Annotated in this window: 20 protein-coding genes; 14 read left to right on the forward strand and 6 right to left on the reverse strand. The window is 52.2% G+C overall.

Annotated elements, in window-relative coordinates; translation table 11 throughout:
* Positions 1 to 26 precede the first annotated feature (26 nt).
* The 7 genes from AC0YNX_RS24760 (at position 27) to AC0YNX_RS24790 (ending at position 6,686) form a co-directional block, all read left to right on the forward strand.
* Positions 27 to 491 carry a DUF420 domain-containing protein gene (locus AC0YNX_RS24760; protein WP_475818367.1) on the forward strand — a complete coding sequence of 155 codons (465 nt, stop codon included), beginning with the start codon at positions 27 to 29 and terminating at the stop codon, positions 489 to 491.
* A 157-nt stretch (positions 492 to 648) separates the two neighbouring features.
* Complete coding sequence (locus AC0YNX_RS24765) at positions 649 to 1,686, forward strand: aldose 1-epimerase family protein (protein ID WP_475818368.1); 1,038 nt, start codon at positions 649 to 651, stop codon at positions 1,684 to 1,686.
* 14 nt (positions 1,687 to 1,700) lie between these two features.
* Entirely contained in the window at positions 1,701 to 2,462 is a 762-nt protein-coding gene (locus tag AC0YNX_RS24770) for a DeoR/GlpR family DNA-binding transcription regulator (protein ID WP_475818369.1), read from the forward strand.
* Between the two features lie 214 nt (positions 2,463 to 2,676).
* On the forward strand, positions 2,677 to 3,495 hold the full coding sequence (locus tag AC0YNX_RS24775) for a class I fructose-bisphosphate aldolase (protein WP_475818370.1): 819 nt from the start codon (positions 2,677 to 2,679) through the stop codon (positions 3,493 to 3,495).
* Position 3,496: 1 nt separating this feature from the next.
* The gene (locus AC0YNX_RS24780) at positions 3,497 to 4,657 is read left to right on the forward strand and encodes a Gfo/Idh/MocA family protein (protein WP_475818371.1); all 1,161 of its coding nucleotides are present in this window, start codon (positions 3,497 to 3,499) and stop codon (positions 4,655 to 4,657) included.
* Between the two features lie 2 nt (positions 4,658 to 4,659).
* Complete coding sequence (locus AC0YNX_RS24785; protein WP_475818372.1) at positions 4,660 to 5,913, forward strand: carbohydrate kinase family protein; 1,254 nt, start codon at positions 4,660 to 4,662, stop codon at positions 5,911 to 5,913.
* 224 nt (positions 5,914 to 6,137) lie between these two features.
* Positions 6,138 to 6,686, forward strand: a complete 549-nt coding sequence (locus tag AC0YNX_RS24790; RefSeq protein WP_475818373.1) for a D-lyxose/D-mannose family sugar isomerase — start codon at positions 6,138 to 6,140, stop codon at positions 6,684 to 6,686.
* Positions 6,687 to 6,851: 165 nt separating this feature from the next.
* Here AC0YNX_RS24790 and AC0YNX_RS24795 read toward each other — a convergent pair whose 3' ends face one another.
* The gene (locus AC0YNX_RS24795) at positions 6,852 to 7,562 is read right to left on the reverse strand and encodes a FadR/GntR family transcriptional regulator (protein WP_475818374.1); all 711 of its coding nucleotides are present in this window, start codon (positions 7,560 to 7,562) and stop codon (positions 6,852 to 6,854) included.
* 156 nt (positions 7,563 to 7,718) lie between these two features.
* Between AC0YNX_RS24795 and glcD the strand changes: the two genes are divergently transcribed.
* The 6 genes from glcD (at position 7,719) to AC0YNX_RS24825 (ending at position 14,926) form a co-directional block, all read left to right on the forward strand.
* Positions 7,719 to 9,134, forward strand: coding sequence for a glycolate oxidase subunit GlcD (gene glcD, locus AC0YNX_RS24800; protein WP_475818375.1), 1,416 nt, complete (start codon positions 7,719 to 7,721; stop codon positions 9,132 to 9,134).
* Positions 9,127 to 10,647, forward strand: coding sequence for a (Fe-S)-binding protein (locus AC0YNX_RS24805; protein ID WP_475818376.1), 1,521 nt, complete (start codon positions 9,127 to 9,129; stop codon positions 10,645 to 10,647). Before glcD ends, AC0YNX_RS24805 begins: the two co-directional genes overlap by 8 nt.
* 130 nt (positions 10,648 to 10,777) lie before the next feature.
* The gene (locus tag AC0YNX_RS24810) at positions 10,778 to 11,218 is read left to right on the forward strand and encodes a hypothetical protein (protein WP_475818377.1); all 441 of its coding nucleotides are present in this window, start codon (positions 10,778 to 10,780) and stop codon (positions 11,216 to 11,218) included.
* Positions 11,208 to 11,921 (forward strand): M24 family metallopeptidase, encoded by a 714-nt coding sequence (locus tag AC0YNX_RS24815; protein WP_475818378.1) that lies wholly within the window; start codon positions 11,208 to 11,210, stop codon positions 11,919 to 11,921. The genes AC0YNX_RS24810 and AC0YNX_RS24815 overlap by 11 nt, the downstream gene beginning before the upstream one ends.
* A 775-nt stretch (positions 11,922 to 12,696) precedes the next feature.
* Entirely contained in the window at positions 12,697 to 13,599 is a 903-nt protein-coding gene (locus AC0YNX_RS24820) for an ABC transporter ATP-binding protein (protein ID WP_475818379.1), read from the forward strand.
* Positions 13,592 to 14,926, forward strand: a complete 1,335-nt coding sequence (locus AC0YNX_RS24825) for an ABC transporter permease (protein WP_475818530.1) — start codon at positions 13,592 to 13,594, stop codon at positions 14,924 to 14,926. Before AC0YNX_RS24820 ends, AC0YNX_RS24825 begins: the two co-directional genes overlap by 8 nt.
* A gap of 57 nt (positions 14,927 to 14,983) precedes the next feature.
* Here the strand turns inward: AC0YNX_RS24825 and AC0YNX_RS24830 are convergent, their stop codons facing one another.
* The 5 genes from AC0YNX_RS24830 to AC0YNX_RS24850 form a co-directional block, all read right to left on the reverse strand.
* Positions 14,984 to 16,075, reverse strand: coding sequence for a GerAB/ArcD/ProY family transporter (locus AC0YNX_RS24830; protein ID WP_475818380.1), 1,092 nt, complete (start codon positions 16,073 to 16,075; stop codon positions 14,984 to 14,986).
* Positions 16,076 to 16,108: 33 nt separating this feature from the next.
* On the reverse strand, positions 16,109 to 16,324 hold the full coding sequence (locus AC0YNX_RS24835) for a hypothetical protein (RefSeq protein WP_475818381.1): 216 nt from the start codon (positions 16,322 to 16,324) through the stop codon (positions 16,109 to 16,111).
* Positions 16,324 to 17,523: a Ger(x)C family spore germination protein gene (locus tag AC0YNX_RS24840; RefSeq protein ID WP_475818382.1), complete on the reverse strand. Its 1,200-nt coding sequence runs from the start codon at positions 17,521 to 17,523 to the stop codon at positions 16,324 to 16,326. The genes AC0YNX_RS24835 and AC0YNX_RS24840 overlap by 1 nt, the downstream gene beginning before the upstream one ends.
* Before the next feature lie 3 nt (positions 17,524 to 17,526).
* On the reverse strand, positions 17,527 to 19,110 hold the full coding sequence (locus tag AC0YNX_RS24845; protein WP_475818383.1) for a spore germination protein: 1,584 nt from the start codon (positions 19,108 to 19,110) through the stop codon (positions 17,527 to 17,529).
* 144 nt (positions 19,111 to 19,254) lie between these two features.
* Entirely contained in the window at positions 19,255 to 20,115 is an 861-nt protein-coding gene (locus AC0YNX_RS24850; protein ID WP_475818384.1) for an AraC family transcriptional regulator, read from the reverse strand.
* A 146-nt stretch (positions 20,116 to 20,261) separates the two neighbouring features.
* On the opposite strand from AC0YNX_RS24850, the gene AC0YNX_RS24855 reads away from it, so the two are divergent.
* Positions 20,262 to 21,206: an aldo/keto reductase gene (locus AC0YNX_RS24855; RefSeq protein ID WP_475818385.1), complete on the forward strand. Its 945-nt coding sequence runs from the start codon at positions 20,262 to 20,264 to the stop codon at positions 21,204 to 21,206.
* Positions 21,207 to 21,219 lie beyond the last annotated feature (13 nt).

Consider the following 21,219-nt stretch of genomic DNA (forward strand, 5'->3'; position numbering starts at 1 on the left):
TAATAGAAGATTGGACGGGATGATGTTTGTCACTGTATGATGTTTTACCTGCGATAAGTACCTCCTTCATTGCCATTAGCGCCATTCTCGTTGCGATTGGCTGGAATCTCGCAATCAAGCGCAAGCTTGAAGCGCATAAGAAAGTGATGCTTGCCGGCGCAGTTGCGGCGTTGCTGTTCTTCATTATTTATATGAGCCGTACGATATTCGTCGGCAACACGGATTGGGGCGGCTCGGATGAGATGAAGCCGTACTATCTGACGTTCCTATTCTTCCACATCGTGCTTGCAACGGTAGGTGCGGTATTTGGTCTAACGACGCTAACGCTAGCATTCCGTAATCGGTTTGCGAAACACCGCAAGTGGGGTCGTATAACTTCTGTTGTGTGGTTATTCACGGCAGTTACAGGTATTACGGTATATGTGCTGCTATACCTGATGTATCCAGGCGGCCACACGAAGCCGGTTCTGGATGTATTGTTCGGCGGTTAAACAAGTTCGTTTGATGTAAGCAAGAGCGGTTAATCTCGATAAGAGATTATCCGCTCTTTTTTGTTCTTAAAGCCAAGTTTACAGATTCGCAGTGAGCCAGTAAAATACATGTTAAGATGGAACAATACATGTTTGTTTCAAACAGGAGGCGGTAATAGTGTTGCTTCATGGAAGAGAATATACACGCAGGGAGATCGAAGCACGCGTCGGGCGGATTGAACAGATCGGCGGCATTCGCAAGCTGACTTTAGCCGATGGCAATGAGCGCGGTTCGTCTGTCATTTCCGTTCGGACGGGGGCAGGCCTCTCTTTCGATGTAACGCCGGATAAGGGACTGGATCTGTCCGCTGCAACGTTCTCGGGCGGATCGTTATGTTGGCAGTCAGCTAACGGCGATGTGGCCCCCTCGTATTATGACGATAAAGAGCTCGGCTGGTTAAGAACGGCATCCGGCGGATTGTTAATGACTTGCGGTCTTATTAGCGCGGGTTCACCAAGCCATAGCGGAGGCACAAGCTACGGTCTTCATGGCAGAGCGCATCATACGCCAGCGAAGCAGGTTGCGGCTGAAGGCTATTGGATTGGGGATGAGTACGAGATTCGGATAGCGGGTATTATCGAAGAAACTTCGATGTTTGGAGGTCACCTGCGGTTACGTCGCGAAATCCGTACGAGGCTCGGGGAGAACCGGATCTCGATCCGGGATGTCGTGGAGAACGCTGGATTTGAAGCTTGTCCGCATATGATGCTGTATCATTTCAATTTCGGATATCCATTGCTGACAGAGCAGTCGGAGCTAGTATTCCCGAGTGGCAAAGTGAATGCGCTTGTTGCTGGCGTTCCGGTTGAAGGCTATGACAAGTGGACGGCGCCGGCTGCGCCATATCAAGAGCGTGTCTATTATCATGAGCTGGAGAAGTCAGCTATGGGTAGGCATGAAGTGACGATTCGCCAGCCGGAGTTTCCGATTGCGGCAGGGCTGACTGCTCCGATTGGACTGACTCTCGGCTGGAAATCGGATACCTTGCCGAAGCTGGTCCAGTGGAAAATGCCTGGGGCAGGGCTTCATGCACTAGGCATTGAGCCATCCAATTGCGGTGTAGAGGGCATGGAGATCGAGAAGCAGCGCGGGACGCTCGTGATGCTGGAGCCAGGCGAAGCGCGTGAATATGAACTGGATTTGACGATTGCGTAGGAGTGAGAGCAGCGATGACGATGAACTTGAATGAACGGCAGCAGCAGCTGATGACGATGCTGGAGAGCACGGGCGAAGTGAAGGTTGCGGTGCTCAAAGAGACGTTCGGCGTGACGGAAATGACAATTAGGCGCGACCTTGAGAAGCTGGAGCATGCCGGCTATGTGAAGCGGACGTTCGGTGGCGCGATACTCGCGTCGAAGGATGCGACACTGCAGGACCGCTCCGTGGTTATGACGGATGAGAAGAATCGAATTGGAAGAGCTGCTGCATCCCTTGTGCAGGAGAATGACTCGATCTTCATTGACGGCGGAACGACAACCTTATATGTGGCGCGGCATTTGAAGCCGGGCATGAACATAACGGTGGTGACGAATGCGCTGAATATTGCGCTGGAGCTACTGGAGAAGCGGATTACGACGGTTGTGACAGGCGGAATGGCGCTCGAAACGACCTCGACGCTTGTTGGCCCGGGGACGGTAGAGTCGATCGGGAGGATGGCTTTCGACCGCGTTTTCCTGGGAGCAACAGGCGTGAGTGCAAAGCATGGCTTCAGTAACTCGAACATGTATGAGGCAGAGATTAAGCGGATGGCGATAGCACAGACTGCTGAAGTCAACATCGTCGTCGACCACACGAAGTTTGGGGCGAAAGAGTTATTCTCCTTCGGCACGCTTGATGCGGTGCATCGCATCGTGTGCGATCAAGAGCCGGAGCAGTCACTGCTCGCGGCATGTAAGGAGAATAAGGTTGAACTGCTAGCTGCGGCAGAGTGAACACGTAGGCGATTGTTTGTTTATAACATTTTTATAGACAGGTATATGAGGGTTAGTTAGAATAATGTTATAAACGAACATGATTTGTTCGCATTATACAATTCGAAAACATGAAACGTAAACTTTTGCCAAAGGGACGGCTACAGCCGTTTACACTAGTAGCAGAACGAGGAGATGAATTCACATGTCAGCAGCGGCACCACGGTTAAATCGAATGTTTAGTGAGCAGGGGAAATGCTTTGACGTTGCGGTCGATCATGGTTTCTTCAATGAGTACTCTTTCTTATCCGGAATTGAGAATATGCAGACTGCGATTAAGACGATCGTGGAAGCGAATCCCGATTGTATTCAGCTGAGCATCGGACAAGCGAAGTGGTTGCAGAGTGTTCCTGGCAAGAAGAAGCCGGGACTAGTTCTGCGAACGGATGCGGCGAATATCTATGGTACAGAGCTGCCGCGTTTTCTGTTCAGCGAGTTGATTGACCGTGCGATTGAGAAGGCAGTTGCACTAGATGCCGTTGCGGTATGTGTGAACCTTCTGCTCCTTCCCGGTCAGCCGGAGCTGCATCATCAGTGTGTCCGCAATATCTCGCTGCTGAAGAGCGAGTGCGAGAAGTATGGCATGCCGCTTATGGTTGAGCCGCTTGTCATGCTGCCGAATGAGGCGAAGGGCGGTTACATGGTGGATGGCGATATTAACAAAATCATGCCGCTCGTTCGTCAAGGCGTGGAGCTCGGCGCAGATGTTATCAAAGCAGATCCAAGCGACGATGTAACGGAATATCACCGGGTCATCGAAGTGGCTTCAGGCATTCCGGTGCTCGTACGCGGCGGCGGCCGGGCAAGCGACGAAGAGATCGTAAACCGGACGGTAGAGCTGATGAACCAAGGCGCATCGGGTATCGTGTACGGCCGCAACGTTATTCAGCACCCGAATCCGGCAGGCATGACGAATGCGCTTATGGCAATCGTTCACCATGGCGCTAATGCTTCGGAGGCACTGGCGATTCTGGCTGGAAAGGGCGTGGAGTAGAATGAGCACGAGAGTCATTCGATTCGGCGTCATTGGCTGCGGCTTAATGGGCAAGGAATTCGCAAGTGCGGCTGCGAGATGGCTGCATCTGGATCGCGTGGAGTTCGAGCCGCAGATCGTGGCGGTGTGCGATGCGAACCTAGAAGCAACGAGATGGTTCAAGAAGCATGTACCGAGCGTGGAGCGCACCTATACCGATTACCGTGATCTGCTTGCAGATCCTGAGGTAGAAGCGGTATATTGCGCAGTGCCTCATAACCTGCATGCGCAAATCTATGTCGATATTATTGCTTCTGGCAAGCACTTGCTAGGCGAGAAGCCATTCGGAATTGATAGAGAGGCGAATGCGCGGATCTCGGCGGCGCTTGTTGCACATCCGGAGGTCATCGTTCGCTGCTCGTCAGAGTTTCCGTTCTTCCCAGGCGCGCAAGCTCTGATAAAGATGGTAGAAGAGGGCAAATTCGGCCGCATCATTGAGGTGGAAGCAGGCTTCTGGCACTCCAGTGACTTAGATCCTACGAAACCAATCAACTGGAAGCGACGTATTGCAACTAACGGGGAATACGGTTGTATGGGCGATCTCGGCATGCATGTCCTGCATTTGCCAATGCGTTTCGGCTGGAAGCCCAATAACATTCGTGCGCTGCTAAGCAAAATCGTGAGTGAGCGTCCAGACGGCAAGGGTGGCATGGCGCCATGCGAGACTTGGGACAATGCGATTCTGGCATGTCAGGTAGCAACAGCGGATGGCGGCTTTCCGATGGTACTGTCGACGAAGCGTATCGCGCCAGGGCATGCGAACACTTGGTTTATTCGCATACAAGGCACGGAGCTATCGGCGGAATTCAGCACCAAAAATCCGAAGCAGATCGCTACACTCCCGTATTCACCCGGTCAGCAGCAAGCATGGCATCTTGTAGATGTTCCGTATAAGTCGGCCTATGGAACAATTACAGGCGGTATCTTCGAATTCGGATTCTCGGATTCGATTCTGCAAATGTGGGCGGCGTTCTGCGACGAGCTCGCCAATGGCAGAGATGGGATGCAGCAGCCGTTCTACTGCGCAACGCCTGAGGAAGCGCGGGGCAGTCATCGCGTATTCAGTGCAGCACTCGCGTCCGAGCGAACAGGTCAAACGATTGCAATTGACTGGAGGGATTAGCGGTGATCGTTGCTCGCGCAGGTGCGGAAGTCGTCGTTGCCGGGCATATCTGCCTCGATGTCATTCCGGCTATGCATGAAATGAAAGAAGGGATAGGCGCGATCCTGGTCCCGGGCAAGCTGGTCGATATTGGCGCCGCCGTTATCGCGACAGGCGGCGCAGTATCCAACACGGGACTCGCGCTGCACCGGCTCGGGCTGCGCACGACGCTGATGGGCAAGATCGGTGATGACATGTTCGGCGGCGCCATAGTGAATGTGCTGCGCAACTACGGCGGAGAGGAACTGGCTGCGGGCATGATCGTTGCCTCAGGCGAGAGCAGCTCTTACACGCTAGTCATTAATCCGCCGAATATTGACCGGATCTTCCTGCACTGCACCGGAGCCAATGACACGTTCACGGCTGCGGATATACAGGAGGAGGCACTTGCCGGCGCAAGGCTGTTTCACTTCGGCTATCCGCCACTGATGCGGCGGATGTATGAGGATGGCGGCGACGAGCTCGCAGCGCTGCTGGCGAAGGCGAAGGGCGCGGGGCTTACCGTGTCGCTGGATCTGGCGAAGCCGGACCCGGAGTCGCCGGCGGGACGCGCGGACTGGCGCAGCATATTAATGAAAGCGCTACCGCAAGTGGACGTGTTCCTGCCGAGCTTCGAGGAGATTCTGTACATGCTGCGGCGAGAGCAGTACGAGTCGCTGCTTGAGCAGCATGGCACGAACGATCTGCTGCCGTTCGCAGAAGGGATTTTGCTGCGCGAGCTGTCGCAGGAGCTGCTCGATCTCGGGGTCAGCATCGTCGTGCTCAAGCTTGGGGAGCACGGATTGTACCTGCGGACGACGGACGATGCAGCGAAGCTTGCTGCGATCGGAGCGGCGGCGCCAGAGCAGCTGGACGCATGGGTGAACCGCGAGCTGCTCGTGCCTTGCTTCGAGGTCGTAGTCGCCGGCACGACTGGAGCCGGCGATTGCACAATAGCGGGCTTCGTAGCGGGCCTCTTGAAGGGGCTCGCGCCGGAAGCGGTGTTGAATGGCGCCGTTGCAGTCGGCGCCTGCAATGTGGAGCAGTCGGACGCGACGAGCGGCGTGCCCGCATGGGAAGCCGTGCAGCAGCGGATGGCGGCAGGTTGGCGCCGCCGTGAGGTGAAGCTGGCGCTGCCTGGCTGGCGAAGCGGCTTAAACAGTGCGGTTGGTGCTGGAGGCGGCGTGGTTGATGGTGCTGCCGATGGTGTGTGGTATGGGCCGGAAGAGCAGGAGTGAGCGGCGGTAAGCGATTGTTTAAGGTTGTGAAGCCAACTGGAAGAATGCCCGAAGGGCGGAACGAAGTCGGAGCAGCGCTAGCGGTCGCCTTTGTATTTGGAGTCCAACATCTAAGTGTTTAATTGAATCCAGGGACTCCAAATACAACAGCGAGCGTAGACTCGTACCGTCTGTAGGGCATGTTGTCCAGTTGAGTATAATTTTTAAGGGGAGGCACTAAAGGGATGAGAAGAAGCGAAGTGCGCGCGGCGCAGAAGCGGACGGCGGCGATGTTTGATCGTGCTGGCATTACATTGACACCGGAAGAGCGAAGCAATATTGAGGTTGCGGAGTTTGGGCTTGGCGAGCTGGATCGTCAAGGGCTTGAGCTCGTGACGTACATTAATAACGAGCGTTACTGTGCGAAGGATCTCATCTTGTTCCCGGGCCAGACCTGTCCCGAGCATCTGCATCCGCCGGTTGGCGACGATCCCGGCAAGACGGAGACGTTCCGCTGCCGGTATGGCATCGTATGGCTCTACGTTGAAGGCGAGAGCAACGGCACGATTCAGGCGCAGGTGCCAAGGGGAAGCGAGGACTATTACACCGTCTTCCATGAGATCGAGCTGAAGCCGGGACAGCAGTATACCATCCCGCCAGGCACGAAGCATTGGTTCCAAGCTGGGGAGAAAGGTGCGGTCGTGTCGGAGTTCTCGAGTACGAGCCGCGATGAATTTGATATTTTCACCGATCCGCGCGTGTTGCGAGTTCCGGTTATTGAGGAAGATCTATAGAACGAAATGGCAAGGACACCTTCTCATTCAGAAGGTGTCCTTTATTCAATCTATATCCGCTCCCGAGCCTAACGGTTTTCTAATTCCCATTGTTTATTGCTAACGGTGAGCGGTTTGATGGAGCCGGAGAGAGTCTACGACGGCTTAAGCTGATGCTAGGCGTGGCTACGAGAGATTGCCGGTCTTGTCGCGCAGCACCTGCTCCACTTTGGAGAGATGCGCATCCATGCGAGCTGCGGCTTGACCGGCATCCTGCAGCCGGATCGCGTCGATGATGCCGCTGTGCTCCTCTAGCAGCCTGCGTGCCGACTGCTGTTCGGCGTAGAACCAGAGCGAGCGCGTATCGCGCATGCTCTCATGAAGGCGCTGCGAGAGCGACTTCATCAGCTCGATCAGCATCGGGTTGCGCGTTGCGCGCGTGATCTGCTCGTGCAGCTGCACGTCAGCCTGCTCGCCGAAAGCTTCGTCGTCTAGTCGCTGCTCCATCTCCGCAAGCGTTGCCTGCATGGCAGCAAGATCCTCCACGCTGCGATGCTTCGCGGCGAGGGAAGCGCAGCCGGTCTCGAGCACTTTGCGCACTTCGAGCAGCTGGAGCAGGGAGTCTGCGCGATCCAGCCAGTCTTCTCGCGCTGGGGTATCGTCCTGCGTCTCCGGTGGAGCGAGCACGAAAGTGCCGCCCCCTTGGCGGATGTCGAGCAGCCCTTTCGCCTTGAGCGCGCTTAACGCTTCGCGGATTGTAGAACGACCGACATTATATTGGGCAGCGAGGTCGACAACGGAAGGGAGCTTGTCTCCTGGCAACAAGTCGCCTGCTGTGATGCGATCGTGGAGCTCGAGGGATACCCATTCGTAGCTTTTGAGCGGCCTTGCTTGCATGGGGAATCCTCCTTCGGATAACGGTGGTCAGCGCTATTTTTCGAATAGTTAAATATGCATATCCGGTTTCTCCATCTTATGATATACTACTTCCAAAACAAAGTCATCAGATGACCTGATCTATTATTCGTACATGAGGCTAGGGGGAACCGTACCATGCTAGGCGATTCGGTAAAACAGAAGCTGCGCGAAATTGTCGGCAGCCAGTGGTTTAAAGACGACAAGGAATCCTTGATTACACATTCCTATGACAGTACGCCAATGCTGCAATCGCTGCCTGACGGGGTGATTTATCCGGAGAACACGGCGCAAGTGTCTGCGATCTTGAAGCTGCTGAATGAGCACCGGATTCCGGTCGTAAGCCGGGGTTCGGGCACGAATCTATGCGGGGGGACGGTCCCGGTAGAGGGCGGCATTGTCATGGTTATGCACCGGATGAACCGGATTCTTGAGGTCGATCTCGAAAATCTCACTGCTACCGTTCAGCCCGGCCTCAATACGAAGCAATTCAGCACTCATGTCGAAGGGCTGGGGCTGTTCTATCCACCTGATCCTGGAAGTATGGCGATCTCGACCATCGGGGGCAACATTGCGGAATGCTCCGGCGGCTTGCGCGGTCTCAAATATGGCACAACCAAAGATTACGTCATCGGGCTGGAGGCTGTTCTCGCGAATGGTGAGATTATCCGGACCGGCGGGAAGCTGATGAAGGATGTGGCGGGCTACGATCTTACGAAGCTGCTCGTTGGTTCGGAAGGAACGCTCGCCGTTGTAACTGAAGCAATTCTGAAGCTCATCCCGCCGCCGAAGACGAAGAAGACGATGCTTGCGATGTATAAGGACCTCTACGGCGCTGCCCGGACGGTCTCCAAAATCATCGAGAATCGCATCATTCCGGCGACTCTTGAGTTTCTGGATAATCCGACGATTCAGGTCGTGGATGATTTTGCGAAGCTGGGGCTGCCGCGTGATATGGACGCGATTCTTCTCATCGAGCAGGACGGCGATCCGGAGATGGTGGAGCGGGATATTGCGCGCATCGCGGAGATATGCCAGAGCGAAAATGCGGACCGTGTGAGCATCGCAGCGACCGAAGAGGAAGCGCTGAAGCTGATGACCGCTCGGCGGAGCGCCTTCACAGCGCTGGCACGCTTAAGGCCGACGACGATTCTCGAGGATGCGACAGTGCCTCGCTCAAAGATCGCCGAGATGGTGCTCGCAATCAACGAGATAGCGGCGCGGCACAATGTAACGATCTGCACGTTCGGCCATGCCGGTGACGGCAACCTGCATCCAACGGCGACGACGGACGCGCGGGATAAGGAGGAAATTCATCGTGTGGAAGAGGCTTTCGAGGAGATTTTTGAAGCGGCAATCCGACTCGGAGGCACGATTACTGGCGAACATGGCGTCGGGCTAGTGAAGGCACCGTACTTGGAGTGGAAGGTCGGTTCGGCGGGGATTGATGTGATGCGGGGGATCAAGACGGCTTTTGACCCGAACAATATTCTGAATCCGGGCAAAATGTTCGCGAAGTCCACGCGCAAAAGGGTGGTGCTCGGTCATGCCTAATGTGCTCGTGTCGATGTTGGAGGCTAAGGACAATAAGGCCGGCGGTTCTAGTTCCTGCAGTGAGCTCGCGACAACGCTGAAGAATACGCTGAACTATGATCAGCTGACGAACTGCATGCGCTGCGGCTTCTGTCTGCCGGCTTGTCCGACCTTCCGTGAGACGGGGATCGAAGCAGAGTCTCCGCGTGGACGGATTGCTCTTATGAAAGCTGTTGCGGATGGCTTGATGGACCCGGATTATGCGTTCGAGACGCAGATGAACCATTGTCTCGGCTGCCGCGCTTGCGAGCCGGCGTGCCCAGCGGACGTGAAGTACGGGCAGCTGCTGGAACAGGCGCGGGATTCGGTGGAGCAGCATACAGAGAGCCACCGCTGGTGGGTGAAGCTGGCGCGGAAGACCGCGTTCGAAGGGATATTCCCGCATCAAGGGCGGATGCGTCTGCTTGGCGGCGCACTACAGGTGTATCAGAAGTCCGGTCTTCGCGGACTAGTGCGCGGCAGCGGCATGATGAAGCTGTTCCCGAAGCATATGGAGCAGATGGAGCGCATCCTGCCGGATGCATCGTACCGCGGCGTTGTGGAGCAGATCGGTTCCGTTCATCCGGCGAAGGGCGAGCGAGTCGGCACGGTCGGTTTGTTCCGCGGCTGCATTATGGATGTGCTGTTCACGGAGACGAACAAGCATACCGTAGAGCTGCTGAATGCAGCGGGCTTCGACGTCGTTATTCCCGAGTCGCAGAACTGCTGCGGCGCGCTTCATGCGCATAGCGGCGAGCAGGACGGTGCGCGCGAGCTGGCGAAGAGCAACATTGCCGCGTTCAAAGCGGCAGGTGTCGATTGGATCGCCTCGAATGCGGGAGGCTGCGGGGCGCTGCTTGTGGAGTATGACCATCTGCTGCACGATGATCCTCTGTATGCCAGCGATGCAAAATGGTTCGCGAAGCGGACGCTTGATGTGAGCAAGCTGCTCGTGGAGCACGGCCGCTTGCAGTCAGCGGCTACGGCGGCTGTTGCTGCGAGCAAGGTGCAGGGGACTGCGCCGAGCTGTAGCGGTGGGTCTGCAGCGTCCGCGGCTGGCACGGTGAAGGCCGCGGGCGAGACTACTGCTGCGGCTGGCTGCGGTGGCAGCTGCAGTGGCGTCGGCTTTGCAGCGGCGGATCCGGTGCGCATCACTTACCAGGATTCGTGCCATCTGCGCAATGTCATGCGCTCCTCCGAAGCGCCTCGCAAGCTGATGAAGAGCGTCGCGAATGCGGAGTTCGTCGAGCTCTACGAGTCGGACCGCTGCTGCGGATCAGCGGGCATCTACAACTTGACCCAGCCGGAGATGGCAGGTCAAATTCTCGATCACAAGATGGACCATGTGGGGCGGACCGGCGCGCATTATTTGCTGACGAGCAACCCGGGCTGCTTGCTGCAGATGAAGCTTGGTATCGAGAAGCATGGGATGAGCGGGAAGATGGAGGCCGTTCATTTGGTTGATTTTCTGCATGAGCGGATTTGCAAGGAATAGTGTTTTGCTTAGAAGGCGGCTGCGCGCTTGTTGATCAAGTGCATAGTCGTCTTTTTGCATCATTGTCAAAATAGGGATAACCCGTCGCCGCATACCTATGAGTAACAACAGGCGAAAGAGGTGCAGCCGTATGGGGAGATCGCTCGGTTCGTGGCTGATCAGGCTGCTCATTGCGATGTTTATGATTCTGTTTATCTATCCGGCGATTGCGTTCGCATGCCTTGTGATCGGCTTTACTCCGTCCTGGCGGTCGGGACTCGTGATGCTTGCATCTGCTTTGCTGCTGTGGGTTATCCTGAAGCGGGAAGCGAGGCAGATTAGAGCTGTAGGCCGAGCATCGGGTGAGCAGCATCAGCTTAGTCAATTTCCCGGTATGTATGATAATGAAGCGTCATCTTCACCGCCGCCGCTTAGCGATATCTATTACGATATTGCCGAAGGCTTGCGGGAGCAGGAGAACCTGATGAATCTATTGAATAGGGATGCAGATAGACGGCATCCGGCTGGCTGCCGTTGCGCGGCTTGTCCAATCGATACGAGCAGGGAAAGAGGAGAAGCGCATGGAGCTTGAGTCAGAGGAGTTAGCGCGGTACCGATACGTACAGACGATTGCAAAGGAGACGATGCGGGAGCTGGATGATTTTATACGTATTGGTGTGACGGAGGATGAAATCGCAGCTCAGGCAGAAGCAATTATGCGGGGCAAGGGGATCGAAGCATTCTGGTACTATGACATCGGCGCTTTCGTCCATGTTGGTGAACGAACCGTCATCTCGGAATCGGGGAGGAACTATAGGCGAACGGCAGCGGTGGTCGGGAGCGACGATATTGTAACAGTCGACCTCAGCCCAGTCGCTAAGGATCAATATTGGGGAGACTATGCGCGGACATTCGTTATTGCAGGCGGCAGGGTGCGGGACGAGGGGCAAGCAGAGAAAAGTGAGCTCTCAGCTGGCATCGCTGTGGAGAAGGAGCTTCATCGGGAGTTCATGTCCTATGCGAAGCCGGAAATGACCTTCGAGGATGTCTATGTTCACATGAATGCGGCGATAGAGCGGCTCGATTATGTGAATTTAGATTTTGCGGGAAATCTGGGGCATACCATCGAGCGGGAAAAAGGGTACCGCCTTTACATCGAAGCGGGCAATCGGATGAAGCTGGGCGAAGCCCGGCTCTTTACATTTGAACCGCATATCAAGCGTCGGACAGGCAGGTATGGTTATAAAAGAGAGGATATCTACTACTTCCGTGACGGGAGATTGCATGTGTTGTAGGCTGCAGCGTTCACCTCTGCCTCTGGTCAAACTAACCAACAATCTGTAGCTGAGAGACCACATACGTGCTCTCAGCACCCAAACCGCGCCAAAATTCGGCTGAGTGCACACATAGGTGCTCTCACCGCTGCAGTCGTCCAAACTAACCAACAATCTGAGGCTGAGAGAACGCATACGTGCTCTCAGCCACCAAAACCGCGCAAAAAGTTGGCTGAGAGAACGTATATGTGCTCTCACCGCTGCAGTCGTCCAAACTAACCAACAATCTGAGGCTGAGAGAACACATATGTGCTCTCACGAATGGAAATCTCCAAAAAAGCAGAATTCGCGCTATTGAGAGAGTCAAAATCCTCTCTCAACACGTAAAAGCGCCGTTACGACGATCTGAAAGAGTAAATACGCTCTCTCAGAAAAACAACGACCGCCGGGCATATAAACCGGCGGTCTTTCTACTGCTCCTCCCCCAAGCGGAGGAAGAGGAAGAGAGTGCCCGGAGGGCGGTATGGAGGTGGAGCAGCGTCAGGAGTCGCCTACTCTAAATGATCAGCATGGTCTGGACCACGCTGATCATTTAGAGTTTGTTGTCGGATTCCAAACCTATAAATGTTTTATATAATCAGGGAATCCGAACAACAACAGCGAGCGAAGCCCCGTACCGCCCGCAGGGCACGGTTCCCCTCCTATTCCTTCGCGCCTCTTTTTCCAATGGTTTACTTTCATTCCCCCTCTTGCTTATACTGTAACTATCACGTCTGTGAGAGGAGTTTTGCAGGAAATGAATGCATTATCGCTCGAACAAGTTTTCAAGCAGTACGGCGAGAAGACGGCAGTGAACGGCATCAGCTTCGATGTAGGGCAGGGGGAAATTTACGGGCTGCTTGGCGCGAACGGGGCGGGCAAGACGACAACGATGCGGATGGTGCTCGGGCTCATCTATCCCGATTCCGGCCAAATCCGTTATAACGGCAAAGCCTACAGCAAAGAACAGCTGCATGGACTCGGCTATTTGCCGGAGGAGCGGGGCCTGTATCCGAAAGTGATTGTAAGTGACCAAATCATATATCTGGCGCAGCTGCGCGGCATGTCGAAGCGTGATGCAGACCAGAATTTGAAGCGCTGGCTCGATCGGTTCGGCGTGCCGGAGTATTATGGCAAGAAGGTTGAAGAGCTGTCCAAGGGCAATCAGCAAAAGATCCAATTCATCGCGTCGGTCATCCATAAGCCGGCTATCGTCATCATGGACGAAGCGTTCAGCGGACTTGATCCGGTCAACGTGGAGCTGCTGAAGTCAACGGTGAAGGAGCTACGCGACAGCGGCACGAGCATTCTATTCTCGACGCACCGGATGGAGCATGTTGAGGAGCTTTGCCGCAACATTACGATTTTACATAGGTCTAATCCTGTTCTTCAAGGCAATCTGAAAGCGATCAAGAAGCAGTTTCCGCGGGAGCGAATCATGCTAGCCACAGATGGCGATGTGTCTGGACTCGCCGATATTCAAGGGGTGATGAATGTCACTCGTCATGAGTACGGCTATGAGCTACTGATTAGCAATGAAGCAGCTGGCAGACCAGCTCTGGAACTCGCACTACGCCAAACCAACGTCACGCGTTTTGAAATCATGGAGCCAACGCTCAATGAAATTTTCATTAAGACGGTAGGTGAAAACCATGAATAGCAGCTTCTGGACGGTCGTCGGATTTACGGCGAAGAATAAGGTAAGAACGAAAGCTTTTATCATCACAACGCTTATTATTGCGGTCATTATGAGTATCGGTATCAACTTGCCGTATATCATCTCCCAGCTGAGCGGTGAAGGCAAGCCAACAGCAGTCGGTTACATGGAGACGAAGGAAGATCAGTTGGGATCGCAGATGTTCACAGCCAGCCACATTGGCTCAGTGCTCGCCGGATATTATAAGCAGCAGCAGCCGAAGCCTGACCTTGAGATTATCTCCGTTAAACCAGCAAGCGACAGCGATCAAGACAACGAGTCAGCGCTCAAGCAAGCGGTAGCCGATGGAAAGATTGACGGGTATATCACATTTACGCCTAACAAAGAAGGATTCCCGACGGTTACGTATAAGTCCGAGAGCCTGATGGAGGGCAAAGTATCGCAGTCGTTGAAGACCGCGCTTCAAGTGGTGAAGCAGGAGATGGTTCTGAGCGGAGGCGGCCTAAGCGATGAGCTGAAGGCGCTCTTGCAATCGCCGATTCAGATCGACACGGTGCAAATCTCGACGACTGGCGGCGCAGGCTCGATCGGTCAAGGCAAGACGGAAGAGGAGCAAGGCATGGACATGGTCACCGTGTATGTCATTATCATCCTGCTCTTCATGGCTATTATGATCAGCGGTCAAATGATTGCAAGCGAGATTACTGCGGAGAAAAGCTCCCGTGTTATGGAGATTCTCATTACGAGCGTGGCACCGCTGAAGGCGATGTTTGGCAAAATATTCGGGATGTTCCTCGTCGTCCTGCTGCAGCTGGCGCTCTACATTCTCGTGATCATCGGCAACATGTCGATGCCGCAAAATAAAGATAAGCTGAGCAGCTTTGGCATTTCGCTCAGCGATATTGATCCGGTTCTCGTTATCTATGCGCTGCTGTTCTTCTTAACAGGCTATTACCTGTACGCGACTCTGTTCGCGGCAGTCGGCTCAATCGTCAGCCGGACGGAGGACCTCGGTCAAGCGGTGCTGCCGATTACAATGCTGTCGCTCGCAGGCTTCTACATCTGCATCCTTGGCGGCATTAACAACCCAGGCTCGACGCTTGTGAAGGTGTCGTCGTTCATCCCGTTCTTCTCACCGTATGCGATGGTGTGCCGTCTCGGATTGAGCGACCCGCCTTGGTGGCAGGTGTGGGTGTCGATTGGTATTTTGTTAGCGACGATTCTAGTGGCAGGCTGGCTGTCCGCGAAGATTTATCGCGCGGGCGTGCTCATGTACGGCAAGAAGCCGACGCTGCGTGAGATTGGCAAAGCGATGCGCGCTTATAAATAAGCAATTGGAGCAGGTCAATCTTGGTGTGATACCACCATGATTGACCTGCTTTTTTGTCTATTTACTCCTTGCAATTGCTCTGCGAATACCAGCCACAACAAGCAAAATGATCGGAATAACCAGCATGCTTAACAGAATATCGATTGGTGCAACCGTTCTTGCATGTTGACCTAAAGTAAAATAATTCGGAATCCCCCATAAGCTTAATGCCATTATCATTAAGCCAACAGGAAATACGATAGGCCGATAATCCGTAAGGTTCATACAATATCCGATCGACAATGCTGATACATAATAAAATACCGCGATTTTCACGAAATTTCCGGCAACCCACATCGTCAGAAGCAAAGCTTCTAGATTTTCGAAGAAGTCGGCGAAGCTAATATAACGAAATGCAATCAATACGGGGTACGTTTTACTGCCCGAGTCGTGCCCAAGCAAGAACAACACGATTAAATTGATAAATACCATACTAAAGACGATTGCACAGAGAGAAAGCAAAGCCCATTTCTTACCTTTTTGGGGATCTTTTAAACAGGGCAGAAAAAAGGACATTATAAAAAGCTGTGCTGCCCAAGCCTGAGGGCCAATCGAACCCTTAATAACAGGGAAAATTCCATGGTGTAGGATAGGGAACATGTTTTTAACGTTCAAGTCTGGGATAAGTAAACCAAGAAAACATATTGGCAAGATAAAGATCGGAGTTAGAATCATTGCACTCCTTGCGATCATCTCCGCCCCGCCATATACTGCAAAAGCAGTGAGCAACAAAATGGAGGATATGATGACTACGATTGGTGTTCTGAACAAAAAATTGCCGCTGACAAATTCGGCATATTGTCTGGTTATAAGACCTGCTGAATTCATAAGGTGAAAACTGATCCAGATTACCACAATCTTCCCTAAGGCTTTGCCAAGAATTTGCTCACTGTATTCAGCAATGGTCTTCTTTGGATAGAGCTGATGCAGCTTAAGAGCTGTATAAACGCATATACTACCGGTAATAAGGGCAAAAAAGCCGGTCATCCAGAAGTCATTATTTGCATACTGTGCCGAAATGGATGGCAGTACTAAGAATCCTGTCGCCAGTACGGTCGAGTACAAGACGAACGCTAATTGAAATGAAGAGATTTTTCCTCTCTCTAGCATCGGTAATCCCCCTTGGCCTTTCTAATTTGTACATTACTTCAGCAGTGCCTCGAACGGCTTATAAAGGGTCCGAAAAAAAGTTGAAGGACCTGCTACATGGGGCAGATCAAATATGAATAATAGCCAGCCAAGCATAAGCAGAACGATAAAAGCTGCCTTATCCTTCTTTGGTTTTTGCTTTAATTTCGGCCATTCGAAACGCGAGATTAGGATCACTACAGGCGTTATCCATAAAAAAAGCCAATTCATTAGTTCTTCACCTCTTCCGGAGGGACTCCCCCTGTAATGCTCGTCAGACCGGGTCTCAATATATGTGCTTCGATATCTATATACACTTCAACATTCGGGAACATCTCGTCCCATTGGTTTTTCTTTTGTTCCCAGATCTTAGGATATTTCCTGTGAAACGCCATGGCAAAGCCCAATATGTCCACCTTGACATCTTTTTGCACAACGTGAATTGTCGATTGCAATCGTTTCCTTACATCCTTTGCAAATGCTCTTTCGAAAATCTTGAATGCTTCCGGTTGCATCGGATTCAGCTTGGTACCGTTTTGAACGATACTGCCTTCGGTCTGTACTTTTAAGGTCATCTTCCATTGATCCCCTTCAATAGTGGGAATATACTTTACACTGGCTTTTACTGGATTAAGTGAGACAGTCCCATGTTCGTTATTTAGCTTAAAGGTGCTCGTATATTGTCTGATTTCATTCCTCATCCACATAACGCCTCTTGTCACTTTGCCCGAGATTTCCGCGACCATCTTGTCTTTCTTGAAAATAGCGGTCCCGAAAATATATGGCAACGTTTGATCTGGCTTAAGCGTTTCTTCCGCTGGCAAGATCTTAATCAACGGAAGGAGGGCAGCTTGTGAATCCCCAATCAGCATCATTGACAGCTCTTCCATTGTCACTTGAGTTCCTACGTGGCCTCTGGAAAACTCCCGCAGCACTTCAGCAGAAGAACGTTCAACAAGCGGAAGTACTTTCAGCGAATCCGCTGCATCCCCTTGACTCACAAACATATACGCACGCTCTCTTGTCTGGGGATGACGAAGCAAAAAATCGAATTGTTCGCGGATTCCATTCTTTGCGAACGCTTCACTAATGATAAATATTTTGCATTGTCCCCAAAATAATTTCCGAGGAACGATTTGCTGAAGTTTTGACAAAGCATCTGCCGTATCCTCTCCAAGTTCAGACCGTGTGGCGGTTGGTTGTCCGCCGCCGCCACCACCACTGCCTCCTCCAGCACCGGAACTCCCCATTTGATTTTTTGGGAGGAAGATTTGTGCGGTTACTCGAACTTGATTGTTCTTTGCTTTATCGATTGCTAATGCTGTTACCAACGCCAAATCATTGAGCTCTGTACGGTCCCAGCAGCCGCTAAATAGCATACATCCAAGGAGTAAGGGAACAAATTTCAATCGTTTATATAAAGATTTCAAATGTTAACCCTCATCTTCCATTCCCGTTTCGGGTTTTTGATTAGGAGCCTGACGGATATGATTATTCCCTCCTGTGAGGTCAGGACGCGTATCCATCATCCACAAAGGAGCTCTAATCAGGACGTCTCTCCATTGTCGGCCATTAGTGGTTGATAGGGTGGAAAGATATGGGACGCCGAAGGAGTGGATGTGGCATACATGAAGAAGAATACCGATAAAGCCCATCATTATACCGAGCAGTCCAAACATTCCCGCCAGTATCATCATCGGGAAGCGAAGTATCCTTACGGCGATCCCTACGGGATATCTGGGGATCATTAAAGAAGAGATGCCTCCTAGGGCAACCACGATTACCATCGGTGTTGAGATAAGACCAGCCTGCACGGCAGCTTGTCCGATAACGAGTGCGCCTACAATGCTCACGGCAGAGCCGATTTGCTTCGGCAATCGTACTCCTGCTTCACGAAGCGCTTCGAAGGAGATCTCCATCATCAACGCTTCAACAAGTGCCGGAAAAGGGACGACCTCCCTTGAGCTTGCCATACTGAGGAGCAATGAACCCGGAATCATCTCTTGATGAAAAGTGAGAATGGCAACATACAAAGAAGGAAGAAAAAGGGAAATCATGCTGAACGTGTAGCGCAGCCACCGGATAAAAGAGGCAATCATAAATCCTTGATAATAATCCTCTTGACTTTGCATTAAAGTAGCAAAGGTAACAGGTGCTATTAAGACAAAGGGCGTACCTTCCGTCAGAATGGCTATCCGTCCTTCTAACAAATTTCCGCAGGTTACATCAGGACGTTCCGTGGTAAGCAATTGCGGAAAAGGGGAAAATGGGAAATCATGTATCAATTCCTCGATATACCCACTCTCTAGAATTCCATCTATTTTAATGCTTTGGAGGCGATTCTTTACTTTTTCCACCAAGGCAATATCCGCAATACCCTCAATATAAGCAATGACGACATTGGTTTGCGTGTACTCGCCGATTATCATGGATTCCATCTTCAAATACGGGCTCTTGATGATTCGACGTATTTGGGAAGTATTGGTCCGAAGGGTCTCCGTAAACCCCTCCCGCGGGCCTCTGATTCCCGATTCTGCCGAAGGCTCCTCAATTGCACGTTTCTCCCATCTCGCTAGCCCTATTGCAACTCCTTGCAATTCGTTATCGATCATTAGGATCGAATAACCGGTTGAGAGAAACTCAATACATTTCAAGAAGTTGTTAAATTCCTTCACTTGTGGAACGTGCAATTTGTTCTTTATAGATTTCAGAGACATGCTGCCCGATTCTTCCGTTAAGAGAGGTGCAAGGACAAACTCTTCTATTCCTTTGGAATCGGATAAGCCTTCGATATACATAAGTAGGGCATTGGTATTCTCTCCGATGGTGAAGCAATGGAAAATCACGTCCGAGCAGTTGGCATAAATCGAACGGAGCATATCTAAATTCTGCTCCAAACTTGGATAAAGCTCCTGCGGCTGCGGATTATCGTGTAATGACTGCTCTTTAAGATGCTCAGCTTGTCTCATCATATTTCGCTTGTTAATCAAGTATTTAAAATAACCGATTTTCGACATGGGATAAAATCCCTCCGAACTCCTTTTGCTTTTATAATGATCATATCTTTCCCAATTTATGTAATCAGCGAAAATGAAAGAGGCCACCACCTATTGGTGGCAGCCGAGGCTAGCGATGCAAGATTAAGGTCATTGCACTTTTTATTATTCATGCTGCTGGCGATACGACCGCGGCGTCATGCCCGTTAATTTCTTGAAGGCTTGATAGAAGTGGGGAAGCCCCTGAAAGCCGCAGGCAAGCGCGACCGATTCGATGCTTTCGTCCGATGCAAGCAGCAGTTCCTTGGCACGGATAAGCCGCTTGGCATTCACATAGTCGGTGACATTCATCCCCGTGAGCTGCTTGAAGACTCGGGAGAAATGGGCCGCGCTGACACAGGCCTTTTCGGACAGCTCCCGTAATCCGCCGCACTGAACAGGGTCATTATCGATCGTTCGAAGCGCATGATGAATCCACTGCGGACCGATTCGAGTTCTTGCGGCAGCGGCTTCTCTAGTTGAAGGCTGCCGGCTAAGCTCCAACAGCAACTGCTGCAACTGCAAGATAACCGAATGGCGGTAACCGAGTGCTCGAGCCGATAACTCTTCTGCCATCCCAGTAAGGAACCTATTCGTAATTTGTCCGGCCTGCTCAGTGAGTTCCACTTTATATTGCTTCTTCTTACGCGCAATATCGAAGCACCTCAACGGATCGTAATCATCTCCGAGCGAATCCCGCTGGGCTAGCGTTGGGGCGAAGAACAGCGCGGTAGATACAATCGGCTCGCTGTCAGACGGGAATGAACGATGGACGGTATTGCCGGGAATGAGGAACAAGTCTCCGGCGCTCTTCTCGTAAAGGGCGTTATCAATAAAGAAAGTGCCTTTGCCTGAATGAACATATACGATTTCATACATGTCATGGAGATGATCGGGAAGCTCGTTCTCGGTATACCGAACCCCTTGGTAAACGAGATCGAACGGGAATAGCGGATCGAAGGAGAACGGTTTTCTCATCGGCTTCATGCTTCGCGCCTCCAGTACATTTTGAATAGCTATAATATATCAAAATCCGGAATGAAAAAGTGATTTTCTGATATTTTATTATGCCATTATGAGAGTAGAATGGAAGAAAAGAGGTAGTCATCGATAATAGGATTGGAGTGAAAGGAATGGAATATCGGCCACTAGGGAAGACCGGAATGAACGTTTCCAAGCTAAGCTTCGGAGCATCATCTCTGGGCTCCGTGTTTCGACCAACCGACGAAGCAGAGTCTATTCGTACGGTTCATGCCGCCGTTGATGCGGGCATCAACTACATGGATGTTTCCCCATATTACGGCGCCACCAAAGCCGAAGAAGTATTAGGCAAAGCGATAAGCCAGCTGTCGCGGGATCGGTTCTATCTGTCGACCAAAGCCGGGCGGTATGGAGCGGACCAGTTCGACTTCTCTGCCGCGCGAATTGAAGCCAGCCTGGAAGAGAGCCTGCGCAGACTGCATACCGATTATGTTGATATTTTGTTCCTTCACGATATTGAATTTGTACAGCCGGAGATCATTCTGGAAGAAGCAATCCCAGCATTAAACCGATTGAAGCAGCAGGGGAAAATCCGCTTTACGGGTATTTGCGGATTGCCTCTGTCCTTGTTTGAACAGCTGCTTCCCGCAATAGAGGTCGATGCGATCATCTCATACTGCCATTATGCGCTGAATGATACCTCGCTTACGCGATTGCTTCCACTGCTGAACGACAGAGGCGTCGGACTTGTGAATGCTTCGCCATTATCAATGGGACTTCTGAGCACGAGAGGTACACCGGAGTGGCATCCCGCGAGCGATGAACTGAAGTTTAAATGTAATCAGGCGGCTCAGCTGCTTGCGGATCGCGGTGAGGATATTGCTAAGCTTGCGGTCCAGTTCTCCACAAGCAATGAGCAGATCCCGACCACGCTGGTTAGCACTGCTAATCCCGCGAATATCATTCGAAATGCAAGATGGACCGAAGAACCGATCGATCAAGAGCTGCTCCATGCCGTGCTGGAGATACTAGCTCCAATTCATAATCAAACTTGGGTGAGCGGAGTGCCGAGATATAACGTGGATATCGAGGCGTAACGAGGAGGGGCTA

The sequence above is a fragment of the Paenibacillus sp. J31R98 genome, from assembly GCF_056269245.1.

Coding starts and splice junctions, on each gene's coding strand:
- AC0YNX_RS24770 (WP_475818369.1), top strand. CDS start 1,701: ATGACGATGAACTTGAATGAACGGCAGCAGCAGCTGATGACGATGCTG.
- AC0YNX_RS24775 (WP_475818370.1), top strand. CDS start 2,677: ATGTTTAGTGAGCAGGGGAAATGCTTTGACGTTGCGGTCGATCATGGT.
- AC0YNX_RS24780 (WP_475818371.1), top strand. CDS start 3,497: ATGAGCACGAGAGTCATTCGATTCGGCGTCATTGGCTGCGGCTTAATG.
- AC0YNX_RS24790 (WP_475818373.1), top strand. CDS start 6,138: ATGAGAAGAAGCGAAGTGCGCGCGGCGCAGAAGCGGACGGCGGCGATG.
- AC0YNX_RS24795 (WP_475818374.1), bottom strand. CDS start 7,562: ATGCAAGCAAGGCCGCTCAAAAGCTACGAATGGGTATCCCTCGAGCTC.
- glcD (WP_475818375.1), top strand. CDS start 7,719: ATGCTAGGCGATTCGGTAAAACAGAAGCTGCGCGAAATTGTCGGCAGC.
- AC0YNX_RS24805 (WP_475818376.1), top strand. CDS start 9,127: ATGCCTAATGTGCTCGTGTCGATGTTGGAGGCTAAGGACAATAAGGCC.
- AC0YNX_RS24810 (WP_475818377.1), top strand. CDS start 10,778: ATGGGGAGATCGCTCGGTTCGTGGCTGATCAGGCTGCTCATTGCGATG.
- AC0YNX_RS24815 (WP_475818378.1), top strand. CDS start 11,208: ATGGAGCTTGAGTCAGAGGAGTTAGCGCGGTACCGATACGTACAGACG.
- AC0YNX_RS24820 (WP_475818379.1), top strand. CDS start 12,697: ATGAATGCATTATCGCTCGAACAAGTTTTCAAGCAGTACGGCGAGAAG.
- AC0YNX_RS24825 (WP_475818530.1), top strand. CDS start 13,592: ATGAATAGCAGCTTCTGGACGGTCGTCGGATTTACGGCGAAGAATAAG.
- AC0YNX_RS24830 (WP_475818380.1), bottom strand. CDS start 16,075: ATGCTAGAGAGAGGAAAAATCTCTTCATTTCAATTAGCGTTCGTCTTG.
- AC0YNX_RS24835 (WP_475818381.1), bottom strand. CDS start 16,324: ATGAATTGGCTTTTTTTATGGATAACGCCTGTAGTGATCCTAATCTCG.
- AC0YNX_RS24845 (WP_475818383.1), bottom strand. CDS start 19,110: ATGTCGAAAATCGGTTATTTTAAATACTTGATTAACAAGCGAAATATG.
- AC0YNX_RS24850 (WP_475818384.1), bottom strand. CDS start 20,115: ATGAAGCCGATGAGAAAACCGTTCTCCTTCGATCCGCTATTCCCGTTC.
- AC0YNX_RS24855 (WP_475818385.1), top strand. CDS start 20,262: ATGGAATATCGGCCACTAGGGAAGACCGGAATGAACGTTTCCAAGCTA.